Origin of the sequence: Nitrosomonas oligotropha (assembly GCF_009833085.1) — a bacterium.
GTDB classification, from domain to species: Bacteria; Pseudomonadota; Gammaproteobacteria; order Burkholderiales; family Nitrosomonadaceae; genus Nitrosomonas; species Nitrosomonas oligotropha.
On the sequence record NZ_QRBZ01000012.1, the window covers coordinates 73242 to 86253 of the forward strand.

Annotated in this window: 14 protein-coding genes; 5 read left to right on the forward strand and 9 right to left on the reverse strand. The window is 50.0% G+C overall.

Going from position 1 to position 13012, the window contains the following annotated elements:
* Window positions 1-31 precede the first annotated feature (31 nt).
* Window positions 32-1402: a DEAD/DEAH box helicase gene (locus tag ABD07_RS04895; protein ID WP_160817370.1), complete on the reverse strand. Its 1371-nt coding sequence runs from the start codon at window positions 1400-1402 to the stop codon at window positions 32-34.
* 266 nt (window positions 1403-1668) lie between these two features.
* The gene (gene tyrS / locus ABD07_RS04900; RefSeq protein WP_160817371.1) at window positions 1669-2871 is read right to left on the reverse strand and encodes a tyrosine--tRNA ligase; all 1203 of its coding nucleotides are present in this window, start codon (window positions 2869-2871) and stop codon (window positions 1669-1671) included.
* 239 nt (window positions 2872-3110) lie between these two features.
* Here tyrS and ABD07_RS04905 point away from each other — a divergent pair, with 239 nt between their 5' ends.
* Both ABD07_RS04905 and ABD07_RS04910 read left to right on the forward strand, forming a co-directional pair.
* Window positions 3111-4361 carry a M23 family metallopeptidase gene (locus ABD07_RS04905; RefSeq protein ID WP_338040522.1) on the forward strand — a complete coding sequence of 417 codons (1251 nt, stop codon included), beginning with the start codon at window positions 3111-3113 and terminating at the stop codon, window positions 4359-4361.
* Between the two features lie 82 nt (window positions 4362-4443).
* On the forward strand, window positions 4444-5544 hold the full coding sequence (locus tag ABD07_RS04910) for an anhydro-N-acetylmuramic acid kinase (protein WP_160817372.1): 1101 nt from the start codon (window positions 4444-4446) through the stop codon (window positions 5542-5544).
* A 32-nt stretch (window positions 5545-5576) separates the two neighbouring features.
* Here ABD07_RS04910 and erpA read toward each other — a convergent pair whose 3' ends face one another.
* The 6 genes from erpA to rplM form a co-directional block, all read right to left on the reverse strand.
* Window positions 5577-5921, reverse strand: coding sequence for an iron-sulfur cluster insertion protein ErpA (gene erpA, locus ABD07_RS04915; protein WP_160817373.1), 345 nt, complete (start codon window positions 5919-5921; stop codon window positions 5577-5579).
* Window positions 5922-5977: 56 nt separating this feature from the next.
* The gene (locus ABD07_RS04920; RefSeq protein WP_160817374.1) at window positions 5978-6439 is read right to left on the reverse strand and encodes a bactofilin family protein; all 462 of its coding nucleotides are present in this window, start codon (window positions 6437-6439) and stop codon (window positions 5978-5980) included.
* A 12-nt stretch (window positions 6440-6451) separates the two neighbouring features.
* Complete coding sequence (locus ABD07_RS04925) at window positions 6452-7186, reverse strand: DUF6776 family protein (protein ID WP_160817375.1); 735 nt, start codon at window positions 7184-7186, stop codon at window positions 6452-6454.
* Window positions 7187-7247: 61 nt separating this feature from the next.
* Window positions 7248-8276, reverse strand: a complete 1029-nt coding sequence (gene argC / locus ABD07_RS04930; RefSeq protein WP_160817376.1) for an N-acetyl-gamma-glutamyl-phosphate reductase — start codon at window positions 8274-8276, stop codon at window positions 7248-7250.
* A gap of 105 nt (window positions 8277-8381) precedes the next feature.
* The gene (gene rpsI, locus ABD07_RS04935; protein WP_108697312.1) at window positions 8382-8774 is read right to left on the reverse strand and encodes a 30S ribosomal protein S9; all 393 of its coding nucleotides are present in this window, start codon (window positions 8772-8774) and stop codon (window positions 8382-8384) included.
* 5 nt (window positions 8775-8779) lie between these two features.
* On the reverse strand, window positions 8780-9214 hold the full coding sequence (gene rplM / locus ABD07_RS04940; protein ID WP_108697378.1) for a 50S ribosomal protein L13: 435 nt from the start codon (window positions 9212-9214) through the stop codon (window positions 8780-8782).
* A gap of 236 nt (window positions 9215-9450) precedes the next feature.
* Here rplM and ABD07_RS04945 point away from each other — a divergent pair, with 236 nt between their 5' ends.
* The 3 genes from ABD07_RS04945 to ABD07_RS04955 all read left to right on the forward strand — a co-directional run bounded on the left by ABD07_RS04945 (window position 9451) and on the right by ABD07_RS04955 (window position 11951).
* The gene (locus ABD07_RS04945) at window positions 9451-11163 is read left to right on the forward strand and encodes a glutamine--tRNA ligase/YqeY domain fusion protein (protein ID WP_160817377.1); all 1713 of its coding nucleotides are present in this window, start codon (window positions 9451-9453) and stop codon (window positions 11161-11163) included.
* A 45-nt stretch (window positions 11164-11208) separates the two neighbouring features.
* Window positions 11209-11469 carry a DUF5062 family protein gene (locus ABD07_RS04950; protein ID WP_108697314.1) on the forward strand — a complete coding sequence of 87 codons (261 nt, stop codon included), beginning with the start codon at window positions 11209-11211 and terminating at the stop codon, window positions 11467-11469.
* 212 nt (window positions 11470-11681) lie between these two features.
* Window positions 11682-11951, forward strand: coding sequence for a hypothetical protein (locus ABD07_RS04955; RefSeq protein ID WP_160817378.1), 270 nt, complete (start codon window positions 11682-11684; stop codon window positions 11949-11951).
* 82 nt (window positions 11952-12033) lie between these two features.
* Here ABD07_RS04955 and ABD07_RS04960 read toward each other — a convergent pair whose 3' ends face one another.
* Window positions 12034-12744 (reverse strand): TetR/AcrR family transcriptional regulator, encoded by a 711-nt coding sequence (locus ABD07_RS04960; protein WP_160817379.1) that lies wholly within the window; start codon window positions 12742-12744, stop codon window positions 12034-12036.
* Window positions 12745-13012: the final 268 nt, after the last annotated feature.

Consider the following 13012-nt stretch of genomic DNA (forward strand, 5'->3'; position numbering starts at 1 on the left):
GCTATTGCGGAGCAAAGGATTTTAGAAGCAATTACTTGGTGCGTGCAGCCTGAAAGCCGGCTTTGTTGCTACTATTACTGCGGAAAGAATTGCCGCGGTTTTCCTGATCGAATGGACGGCCGCGTTGTCCGCTGCGGGGTCTGCCTGACTCGTTGGCGGCACCGAAGGCGGGGCGATTGTCTTGATCTGAGAAAGGTGCGCGTTTACGTTTTTGTGCCACACTCGGCGCGCTTTTCGGGCCATTACTCTGGAAACGCGGTTTGACGCGTGGTTCCAGGCCGGGAATGATGTGTGAAACGATGCGCTGTCCGGTGTAACGTTCGATTTTCGACAAGTGCGCGCTATCTTTATTGGATGCAAACGAGACGGCAATGCCCGCCGCACCCGCACGGCCTGTACGGCCGATGCGATGCACATAGTCCTCGGCGAATTTGGGTAGATCGAAATTGATTACGTGCGTGATATCGGCTACGTCGATACCGCGGGCCGCGACATCGGTTGCCACCAGCACTTGTAAGCCGCCGTTACGCAAACGGGTCAATGTGCGGGTACGTTCGCGTTGATTCATATCGCCATGTAATGCCGCTGCTGAAAAGCCTTGCGAATATAAGTTATCGGCCAAGGTGTCCGCATCGCGTTTGGTCGCTGTGAAGACGATCGCTTGTTTCACATTCTCGTCACGCAGCACATGATCCAGCAGGCGGTTTTTGTGCGACATGTCATCGGCATAATGTAGCCGCTGTTCGATGTTATCGAGTTTGGCTTTTTGCGAGGCCACTTGAATACGTTTTGGCGCTTTCAATAGTTTTGTCGCAACTTTATCGATAGCATTGTCGAGCGTAGCGGAGAACAGCAGAGTCTGGCGTGTGTCCGGTGTTGCGGCTGCAATGGTTTCGACATCGTCAATGAAACCCATGTCCAGCATACGATCAGCTTCATCGAGCACGAGCATTTGCAAGCGTTTGAAATCGATACGGCCACGTTGGATGTGATCGATTAGCCGGCCGGGTGTTGCAACCAGAATATCAACGGGTTGTGACAACAGTTTGTTTTGCAAGGGATACGGCATACCGCCCAGAATGCTGACCACGTTGATACGCGGCAGATATTTGCCATATTTTTTGGCTGCTTCGGAAACTTGCAATGCCAGTTCACGGGTTGGCGTCAATACCAGAATGCGCGGTCCGCGGCTGCGCGCTTGCGATGGTGTTGCCAGCAGATGTAATGCGGGCAGCATGAAGGCGGCGGTTTTACCGGTTCCGGTTTGCGCCGATGCCATGACGTCGTGGCCGGCTATCAATTCGGGTATTGCTTGTTTTTGAATCGGGGTCGGGACGGTGTATCCCGCATCGCTGATTGCTTTGATAATAGCAGAGTTTAGATTTAAATCTTCAAAAGACACGTTGATTTCCTAAAAAAGTGAAATAGAACGCGCGGGCAAGAAAACATTGCCAAAATGGTGATGGTGCATAACCTTGCAAGCGCATTAATAAAGCATCGCCGCTAACCAAAGTTGTTGCACATTTTCCGGAAGAAACTTGAAAAATTAAGGAGAGGCCAGGAACGATGGGACCAGAAAAAGTTGATCGAATCAGTGATACCGATCAACTTAGGCCGCGAAGTATAGCGGGTTCTTCCCGGGCATGCAAATTATTCGCAGTCGGTCAGTTACTGAATGATGGTTTTGGCGAACTTGCGTTTACCGACCTGGATAACGACGGAGTCCCCTCGTTTGATTTTGATGGATTTATCTTCCACTTTTTCGCCATCCAATTTGACTGCGCCTTGTTCGATCATGCGCAGCGCTTCGCTGGTGCTGGCAGTCAATCCGGCTTGTTTTAATAATTGCACCAGTGGAATTTCGCCATTCGTGGTTGGGATGATTTTTTCCGGTATTTCGTCGGGCAGTGCGCCGTGTCTAAAACGCGCTTCGAAATCGGCCAGCGCTTCTTCGGCAGCCTGCTGGCTATGGAAGCGCGCGACGATTTCCTGCGCGAGCTTGACTTTGATGTCGCGCGGATTACGGCCGTTCTCGACTTCTTCGCGCCATGTCTGGATGGTTTGCAACGATTCAAAAGAAAGCAACTCAAGATAGCGCCACATCAATTGATCCGATACCGACATCAGCTTGCCGAAGATCTCTTTCGGGCTTTCCGTGATACCGACATAATTATTCAGCGACTTGGACATTTTGTTGACGCCATCGAGTCCTTCCAGCAGCGGCATCATGAGAATGCATTGCTGCGGCTGGCCGAAGTGCCTTTGTAACTCCCGTCCCATCAGCAGGTTGAATTTCTGATCGGTGCCGCCTAATTCCAGATCCGCTTTCAGTGCGACGGAATCGTATCCCTGTATTAAAGGATAAAGAAATTCATGAATGGCGATGGGCTGGTTGTTGCGGTAGCGTTTATCGAAATCATCGCGCTCCAGCATGCGCGCGACGGTATGCGTTGCAGCCAGTTTGATCAGATCGGCGGCATTCAGCTTATCCATCCAGGTGGAGTTGAACACGACCTCGGTTTGTTCCTGTTTCAGTATTTTAAAAACCTGCGTGGTGTAGGATTGGGCGTTTTCCGCGACTTGCTCCCGTGTCAGGGGCGGGCGGGTACTGTTCTTTCCGCTGGGGTCGCCGATCATACCGGTGAAATCACCGATCAGGAACAGAATGTGATGCCCCATATCCTGTAACTGACGCAATTTATTCAATAAAACCGTGTGCCCGAGGTGTAAATCCGGGGCTGTCGGGTCGAATCCCGCTTTGACACGCAGTGGATTCCCGGAAATAAGCTTACTTTCCAGCTCTGTTTCCACTAATAGTTCGTGACTGCCGCGTTTTATAATTTCAAGATCAGATAATATTGATTTTTTCACGATATTGCTAAATTTATGATTTTTATTAAAATTTGTGTAATTAAAGAGAGTTTATTAGTACAATATTAGTTGTTTTCTAGTACAAATTAACTATTTTCATGTTAGACTCGCGCCTGTTTGCAAAAATGATACAAATGACTGGAGGTACTTCATAGATGCTATATACGCTTATTAGCAATAAACAAGGGATTCTAGCTCAAAAATCATCAAAACTAACAAAAAAATCAATTCGCTGGCTGGTGGCTTTATCCAGCATACCGTTATTCGGTATAGTCACTGCATTCGGTATTGCACCTAATTCCCCCTCATTTGAAGAAATCCAAGTCGAAGAAGTCGTTCTGGATATATCCATTCCCGAGGCTATTGCTGAGACTCAAGCGAATCAAACCTTTTGGCGTCAGGAAAATATCCGCCGTGGCGACACAATTGCAGCGATCCTGAACCGCTTGGACGTAAGTAATCAGGATTCAACGGATTTTCTGCAAGCTGCGCGTGGAAGCCGCGCTATGCGCCAATTGAAACCGGGACAAACCGTTTATGCGCAAACCACAGCGGACGGCGAGTTGTTAACGTTGCGCTATTTCTTCGGTAACGAAGAGCTGTTTTTGATGGAAAAAACAGATGATGCATTCAAAATGACCGAACAGCCGGTCGAGCTGGATACGCGGATTCACATGAAATCCGGCGAAATTAACAGCTCACTGTTTGCAGCAACCGATAATGCAGGCATACCCAATAACATCGCGATGCAATTGACTGAAATTTTTGCATCGGAAATCGATTTTTACCGTGATTTACGCCAGGGCGATCGTTTTACCGTCGTCTATGAAACATTCGCCAATGACAATGGCAAGCGCGCCAAAACCGGACGTGTTTTAGCGGCTGAATTTGTCAATAAAGGCAAATCGCATCAAGCGATATACTTCAAAGCATCCAACGGTGCGGACGGATATTACACCCCGGAAGGGGAAAGTTTACGTAAAGCATTCCTGCTTTCGCCGCTCACTTTTTCGCGCGTCAGCTCCGGTTTTACCAATGCGCGTTTTCATCCCATCCTGAAAGAATGGCGCGCCCATAGAGGCATAGATTATGCCGCGCCGACCGGTACACCGGTTAAAGCGACAGCCAGCGGGATCGTGGCGTTTTCCGGTTCGCAAAAAGGATACGGCAACTTGGTTGTGCTGAAACACAATGGTAAATACGAAACCGCGTATGGTCATTTATCGCGCTTCGCCAGTGGAATGAGTAAAGGTAAGCGTATCAGCCAGGGAGACGTGATCGGTTATGTCGGTTCGACCGGCATGGCGACCGGTCCGCACTTGCATTACGAATTGCGCATCGACGGTGTGCAGCGCGATCCGACCAACGTGGTGCTGCCATCGGCGCCGCCGATTGCAAAACGGGACTTGAATACTTTCCAGAAGGAAACCCATGCGCTGGTTGCACGCTTGAACATCATGCGTAATATTCATCTCGCTGCATTGGAATAATTCCAGCTTATACACCCCCACAGACGGCGGTTTTTGACGTAATACCGCCGTCATCAACTCTGCTTTAAGCATCGAAAAATCGTTGGAATCCGCTTACTATATTGGCATCATGTCCGGCACCAGTCTGGACGGTGTGGATGCCATTCTGGTGGATTTCAGCGCGGCAGCGCCCGTGCTGCGGCGAACTTTCTTTTGTCCGTACGATGACGAATTGCGCCAGCAGCTGTTGGCGCTGCATCAACCCGGTCACGATGAACTGAATCGCGCGGCTATTCTCAGTAATCACCTGTCTTCCCTTTATGCACAGGCCACTGCGGGGGTGCTGGAAAATACCGGCATCGCGGCGCGGCAAGTCGCTGCCATCGGGTGTCATGGCCAAACGGTCCGGCATTGTCCCGAAACCGGTAAGCATTACACCATCCAGCTCATCAACGCCGCTTTGCTGGCGGAACTGACGCAGATTACCGTGGTTGCGGATTTCAGAAGCCGCGATATTGCGGCGGGCGGGCAGGGCGCGCCATTGGTTCCGGCGTTTCACCATGCGGTTTTTAAACATGCCAATCATCATCGTGTCATCGTCAATATTGGCGGCATCGCGAATATCACTCGTCTCGATCCCCGTCTGCCTGTCAGCGGTTTCGATTGCGGCCCGGGAAATTTATTAATGGATGCCTGGTGCTCGCGTCATACCGGAAATACGTATGACAAAGACGGACAATGGGCTGCGAGCGGCCGCATCATTCCGGCGTTGCTGGAGCGCTTCTTGTCCGAGGATTTTTTTGCCCGCAAACCGCCCAAAAGCACCGGCAGGGATTTGTTTAATCTGCATTGGCTGGAGCAAAAGCTATGTGGCGGTGAAGCACCGCACGATGTGCAGGCCACCTTGTTGCAATTGACCGCAACGACGATTGTGCGGTCGATACAAGAACATTGTCCGGCGGCTGAACAAATCTATCTGTGCGGCGGAGGGGCACATAATACGACGCTGGTCGATCGCCTGACCGCCAGCATGCCGGGAAAAATTGTGGCGCTGACCGATCAACTCGGTGTCGCGGCCGATTGGGTGGAAGCATTTGCATTTGCCTGGCTGGCGCACCAGACGATTGCGCGGAAAACGGGTAGTTTGGCGGAAGTGACCGGAGCTAAAGGAAACAGGATTTTAGGCGCGATTTATCCCGCCTGAATGGCGGCTAGATGAACACTGCCACGTGAAATTTATACCGAGAACGACGAACCGCAACCGCATGTGCTGCTGGCGCCAGGGTTCTTGATAACGAACTGAGCGCCTTTTATGTTTTCCTGGTAATCGATTTCAGCACCAATCAGGTACTGAAAACTCATCGGATCGACCAGCAGTTTGACGCCGTTTTTTTCCATGATGGTGTCATCTTCGTTGATGGTTTCATCAAAAGTAAAACCATACTGAAAGCCCGAGCAGCCGCCGCCGCTGACAAAGACTCTGAGTTTTAGATTAGTGTTGCCTTCTTCGTCAATCAATTGTTTGACTTTAAAAGCCGCATTTTCAGTAAATAAAAGAGGGGTGTGATTTTCAGTGCTCATATTGGTTTGATCCTCATAATTTTTTCCAGTATAGCAAACATCCGGCGGCTTGCTCGCTATGATGCTTCCTTTTCTGCCGGTATGTGTGGCTGATCAGCCGAGGGTGACAATAATGTTATCATTTTCTCGAGCTGTTGCGCATTCCCGGATTCCGGCTTGTTGTGATGGAGCATTTTTCCGTCAACGGAAGCGCCGAGCTGGATTTCTATCGAACCGTACTGCACATCGCCATGTACGTTCGCTTTTTCTTGTAATTCCAAATAGCCTGATGCATCGATAGGACCGATGACCGTACCGTTGATGACAACATTCGCGGCTTTTATTTTCCCCTCGATGCGGCCTTCGGTACTGAGAACCAGGGTGCTGTCCTCGTCATCGGTTGCAATAACATTGCCGGTAATATGTCCGTCAATTCGCAGGCCGCCGGTGAAATGAATATCGCCTGAAATATTTGTATTTGCGCCAATCAAGGTATCGATATGATGATGGAGCTGGTTTTTCTTTTTTCTACCGAACATATTCTTTCTCCTTCACGATGCCGGTTGGACAGTTTCGGTAACGATAGGTTTTTTGTCGCCATTCTTGTAAATTTGTACTTGAATGTTTTCCACGATGGTGTCCGGAGAGACTTGGAAATGCTCTTCCAGCCGGTGGATGAACTTGAAGCTGATAGGAAAGTCCTGCTTGGAATTCTTATTGATCAGCGGTATTACTTTACTTTTATCCTTCTGCAGCAATTTTACTTTGAATTTTAAGTTCCCCTTGAAATCATTCGGTCTTTCTCCGCCCTGAATGAGTGTGAGCGCGTAGCGGTACTGACCGGGTGTTTGCGTTTCTTTCAGACTGAATTGATAAATGGAAATCCCGCTTTTTGTATTGTTGGCGACAAGATTGTGGAAAAACTCCAGTTTTTCCTTGAGATGATCATTTTCGGCAGCGAGCGACTTTACCTCTTCGGCGAGATTCTGGTTGGCGGTATTGCTGATTTGCAATTGTTGAATCAAATCACCAATCTGCGTGCATAATTTTTGTTTTTTGGTTTGCCGGCAGCTGCCGGGATCAAATAGATACGACGTTTTTTCCTCGATCCTATCGTCCAGCTCGTCCACAGAGTGCCGGCCTGCTTCGTACATGCCCCAGGAAAGCGCAGCCAGTAAGGAGCAGACTATTGCAGCGGCGGCTAAGTAGAATTGCCATGAACGGTGCGGGCGTACGACAACGCGCTGGGAGAGAATTTGCGGTTTCTTCTGGAAAAGCTTGAACACCGTTAAGCGCCCCGCTGATGCAAATTCGATTTATGCGCTAACACCGGCGTATTCGGCATTGTCAAGGCAGGAGCGGAACCTGATTGATACCGAGTGGCTCAGGTAAGCCGAACAGGATGTTCATGTTTTGTATCGCTTGCCCTGCAGCACCTTTAACCAGATTATCGGTTACCGACAGAATCACGACGGTATCGCTATTTTGCGGTTGATGCACGGCGATGCGGCACAGGTTGGAACCGCGCACGGAGCGGGTTTCCGGATGTTTACCGGCGGGCAGCACATCGACAAAAGCTTCATTTTGGTAACGTTTCTCGTACAGCGCTTGCAAATCCACTGGTTTTGTCAGCTTGGCGTAGAGTGTTGCATGAATACCGCGAATCATCGGCACCAGATGCGGGACAAACGTCAAGCCGACCGGTTTTTTGGCTACATTGGATAGACCTTGTTTAATCTCCGGCAGATGCCGGTGCCCCGGAACACCGTAAGCTTTGAAATTATCCGATGCTTCGGCATGCAGCGTATGTACCTCGGCTTTGCGGCCTGCGCCGGAAACGCCGGATTTGACATCGGCGATCAGATGTTTGATATCGATCACACCGGCTTCGATCAGCGGCAAGAAACCCAGTTGCACGGCTGTTGGATAACAACCCGGATTGGCGATCAAGCGGGCATTCTTGACTTGCTCACGGTTAATCTCCGGCAAGCCGTACACAGCCTCGGCAACCAGATTGGGGCAAGCATGCTGCATGCCGTACCATTTTTCCCACTCTGCGACATCCTTAATACGAAAATCAGCCGCCAGATCGATGACTTTTACATCCGCTTTCAACAGGGATTCCGCTTGCTGCATGGCAATGCCATTCGGTGTGGCAAAGAAAACCACATCGCACTTGGTGAGTTTTGCTTCAGCAGGATCGCTGAATTTAAGATCGATATGTCCGCGCAGATTGGTGAATAATTCGGCGACACTCATGCCCGCTTCGCTGCGCGATGTAATCGCCTTGATTTTTACTTTGGGATGCTGCGCCAGTAAGCGCAATAGCTCTACGCCTGTGTAACCGGTTCCACCGACAATGCCGACATTGATCATCGTAACTCCTGTGATATTTCTTCGCTTTAGGTTTTACTTATTTGCTATCCAATAAAAAAGCCGCCCGGAAGGAGGCGGCTTTTTGATAATCCCTGCGATAAAAAATTATCGTTTAGAGAATTGTTTGCGTCGCCGGGCTTTCCGTAAGCCTACTTTTTTCCTTTCCACTTCACGTGCATCGCGAGTAACCAGTCCTGCTTTGCTGAGCACAGGTTTTAAAGCTGAGTCGTAATCGATCAGTGCACGCGTAATGCCATGACGTACTGCGCCAGCCTGACCGGATTCGCCGCCGCCATGAATGTTGACCATAATATCAAAAGTATTGGCATTATTTGTAAGTTCTAGCGGCTGTCTTGCGATCATGCGGCCCGTTTCGCGGGAGAAGTAAACATCAATCGGTTTATCGTTGATGATAATCGCGCCTTTTCCCGGTTTGATAAAAACACGAGCGACAGCGCTTTTACGCCGGCCAGTACCATAGTTATATTGAGTAGCCATAAATATTATGCTCGAATTTCAAGTGGTTTTGGTTGTTGAGCGGCGTGTGGATGCGTATCGCCAGCATATATTTTCAATTTTTTTAACATCGCATAACCCAATGGCCCTTTAGGCAGCATGCCTTTCACAGCCTTTTCAAGCGGACGGGTTGGAAAACGCGCATGCATTTTCTTGAAATTGGTTTCGTAGATCCCGCCTGGATAACCGCTGTGGCGATAATAAATTTTATCTTCCGCTTTGTTACCCGTGACACGCAATTTGTCGGCGTTGACTACAACGATATAGTCGCCGGTATCAACGTGCGGGGTATAAATGGGTTTGTGCTTGCCGCGTAAACGGTAAGCAATCTGCGAAGCAAGGCGGCCCAAAACTTTACCGGTCGCGTCAATGACAAACCAGTCATGATTTACTTCGTGTGGTTTGGCTGAAAATGTTTTCACAAAAACCTGTCCTGCGTATTCAAAAAGAGCCGCGAATTTTAAGTCAGGGATCAACAAAAGTCAAATATAGAATGCGTTATTTTATGCCGGGTTGGCGTATTTTTGCAGTAAACCGGAAGCCAGCAAGGCTTGCCGAAGAATGATGGATTTTAAATCAATCGCCGCTATAATCTCATCCTATAAGGGATGACAAGCATTCCACCTTAACGTATCAATCACATACCGAGAGACCCGCTTTGAAAGAAAAACCAGAAACCAATCCTTCCGTTGACGCCACGCCAGCCAATTTCATCCGCAATATTATCGACGAAGATAACCGTACCGGTAAATGGAACGGACGTGTGGAAACGCGCTTCCCGCCCGAGCCCAATGGCTATTTGCACATCGGTCACGCCAAGAGCATTTGCCTGAATTTCGGTATCGCGCATGATTACGGCGGGGTGTGTCATTTGCGTTTCGACGACACCAATCCGGAAAAGGAAGCGCAGGAATATGTCGACTCGATTTGCGACAGCGTGTCATGGCTGGGGTTTGATTGGGGCAAGCACCGGTATTATTCGTCCGATTACTTCGATCAACTGTACGAATTTGCCGAATACCTGATCACTCAGGATAAAGCCTACGTCGAGAGCCTCTCTGCTGAGGAAATCCGCGAATACCGCGGCACACTCGTTCATCCCGGAAAAAACAGCCCCTACCGTGACCGCCCGGCCGCAGAAAGTCTGGATTTATTCCGCCGCATGAAGGCGGGTGAGTTTCCCGACGGTCAATACGTGCTGCGCGCCAAGATCGACATGGCATCGCCCAACATCAACATGCGCGACCCGGTGATTTACCGCATCCGTCACGTGCATCACCAGCGCACTGGCAATCAATGGTGCATTTACCCGATGTACGATTACACGCATTGTATTTCCGACGCACTGGAACGCATCACGCACTCCCTGTGCACTTTGGAATTTGAAGATCACCGTCCGTTGTACGACTGGGTGCTGGATCAACTGGCGGATAAAGTGCCGTGCCACCCGCAGCAAATCGAATTTGCACGGCTCAATCTGACCTACACGGTCATGAGTAAGCGCAAACTGATTGAATTGGTGGAAAGTAAACTGGTCGACGGCTGGGATGATCCGCGTTTGAGCACACTCGCAGGCGTGCGCCGCCGCGGTTTTACGCCGCGTGCGATCCGCTTGTTTGCCGAGCGCATTGGCATCAGCAAGGCCGATTCCTGGATCGATATGAGCATATTGGAAGATTGCCTGCGCGAGGACTTGAACGAACATGCGCCGCGCCGTGTTGCCGTTCTGAAGCCGCTCAAGCTGATCATCGACAACTATCCGGAAGATCAGCAAGAAGACTGCTTTGCGCCGGATCACCCGCAAAAACCGGAATGGGGTAAGCGCACGATCCCGTTTTCCAAAGTGCTGTACATCGAACGCGACGATTTCATGGAGGTGCCCGCCAAAGGCTATTTCCGCTTGTCTCCGGGCGCGGAAGTGCGGCTGCGCTATGCTTTTATCGTCAAATGCGTGCAAGTCGATAAAAATGCGCAAGGTGACATCGAAGCGATTCATTGCACCTACGATTCCGATACCAAAAGCGGAACGCCCGGCGCGGATAGCCGCAAAGTCAAAGGCAATATCCATTGGCTCTCGTCCAAGCATGCGCAAGTGGCGGAAGTGCGCTTGTATGACCGCTTGTTTTCCGATCCCCATCCGGATAGCGGCGACAAGGACTACAAAACCGCACTAAATCCCGGATCGAAACAAATCATCACCGCGTATGTGGAATCATCGCTGTGCGATGCGCAACCGGAACAAAGCTTTCAGTTTGAACGCAACGGCTATTTTGTCGCCGACCGGCTCGACATGAAACCCGGCAAACCGGTGTTCAATCGCGCCGTGACGCTACGCGATTCGTGGGGTAAAGCTGTGGCTTCAAGTGTGTAAGGGGACAAAACAGAACCGGACAACCGGGAATTAACGAGGGTCGCCATGAAAAAACTGAAAAATGAAGCTGCTTTATTCAAGGAAGCCATGCTTGCGGGCGTGAAGTATGCGGAAGGGCGGGGCGTGGTGCAATTTGAAGCGACCGATTCGGCGAGTGAGAAACTGCTCTACATTTATCGTTTGCTGGTACATGATAAAGTTATGCAACCCTTACCGGAAGATCAAGTCGCCGAGAAAACCATGCGGCATAAGCTTACCTTATGGTATGCCAAACAGCTGCCAAAAGATCATCCGTTGTTGAAGTGATATCTAATAGAGATATATCAAAGGCGAAGAACATTGTATTGGATGGATAACTTGTTGCAGCGATCAGATCGTGAATCAAAATAAAGAAGCAAAAAATTTCTTAATTCACGATCTTAGTTTCTTAATTACTTCGGTGCTTCCTTTTTAGGTTTTTTCGCTTCCTTGTTTTTGCGTTGCTGTCCTTTGGCCATGATCGTCTCCTTGTGTGATGATTGTTACATCATAAACTGAATGACAGTGCTTGTGTTGCTGTGCATGCTATCGTGCGTGTGTGCTTTTTGGCTGTGCTGTCAGTCGATATAAAACAATCCCCGTTGCCGGGCCATTTTCCTATCGATGTGACCGTTCTGGCGGCATACGCCGTAGCGGAAAGAGGGCGGCAATTCCAGGAATTTGAAGCGCAGATCGTAGAACCAAGCGCATTGGCTTTGCTCCAGAATATCGATGCGCTCCAGCACCGGGAGCTGGGCAAATGCGCGTAAGTCTTGATGCTAGTCAAGCCAGTAACCATGCCCATAGCGGCAGCAGAGCACTGCTTAAGGCATGCGTGATGCGATCGACGGTTTAACCGGATTTCGCATGCCTTACATGTGCTATCGATTCGGTCAACGGTGAGGATTCAAACGATTCCGGGATTTCATGGGTGGCGTGTGTTTCTGAGACGGTGCTGGCTGCGGTATCTTGATGCGGAGTGCTATAAACCAGATGATCCAGGGATTCCGCATACTTCAGTTTGTGCGCCAGAAAGTCGCGTGTGTTCTGCGAATTTTCCGAGTCATCCTGCATCCAGTAAGCGAATGTCGCCAGGTAAATCGTGGTCAGCGCGGTTTCTTCCAGTGCGCGGCGCACAAAGGTGGCATCGCGTTGCGCGGCTTCGCGCATCCATTGCACGGTGCGGCTGACACGCATGATGGCGGGAATCTGGATATGCAGATGGCCGGGTTCCAGTTTTGCGCCGATCATCTGCCGTGTGACCTTGCGGTGCGCGGTCAAGGCATCCAGCCAGGTCGTGATGAGCAACTGCAAGCGCTCGCGTGGCGGCAGCGCCATGAATTCAACCGTTTCCGCCGTTCGTAGCATCCGGCTGTCGGCCCGGTCGAACCAGGCATCGACCAGATCCTCCTTTTCGCGAAAATGAACCCGGATTTCATCCAGCGTAATATCGAGTTCCGCCGCTACATCAAACAACCGTACCGCTTCCCAGTTAGAATGTTCCGCGATGGCGATTGCAGTATCCACAATTGCTTCACGTAAATCAAGCTTACTTTTTTTCATCTCGATCCTCCACATAGCGTTAACAGGAGTGGCGTGATGCGATGCCGTTTTTACTATAACACACTCAAAAATGCGATGTGATGCCGCCACAAATATTCAGCGATCGCTGAACGCCGGGTGGGATCAACAGGCTGGCGGAAAGAAGGGGGTACCCATAATAATGACAAATATCCTGGTAAAAGAAGGCCATATGAACTATGGCTATCTTGTTGTTCTAACGCTTATTATGGGAAGGTGCGTATTTTTATGGTCATTCATCCGGTAAACG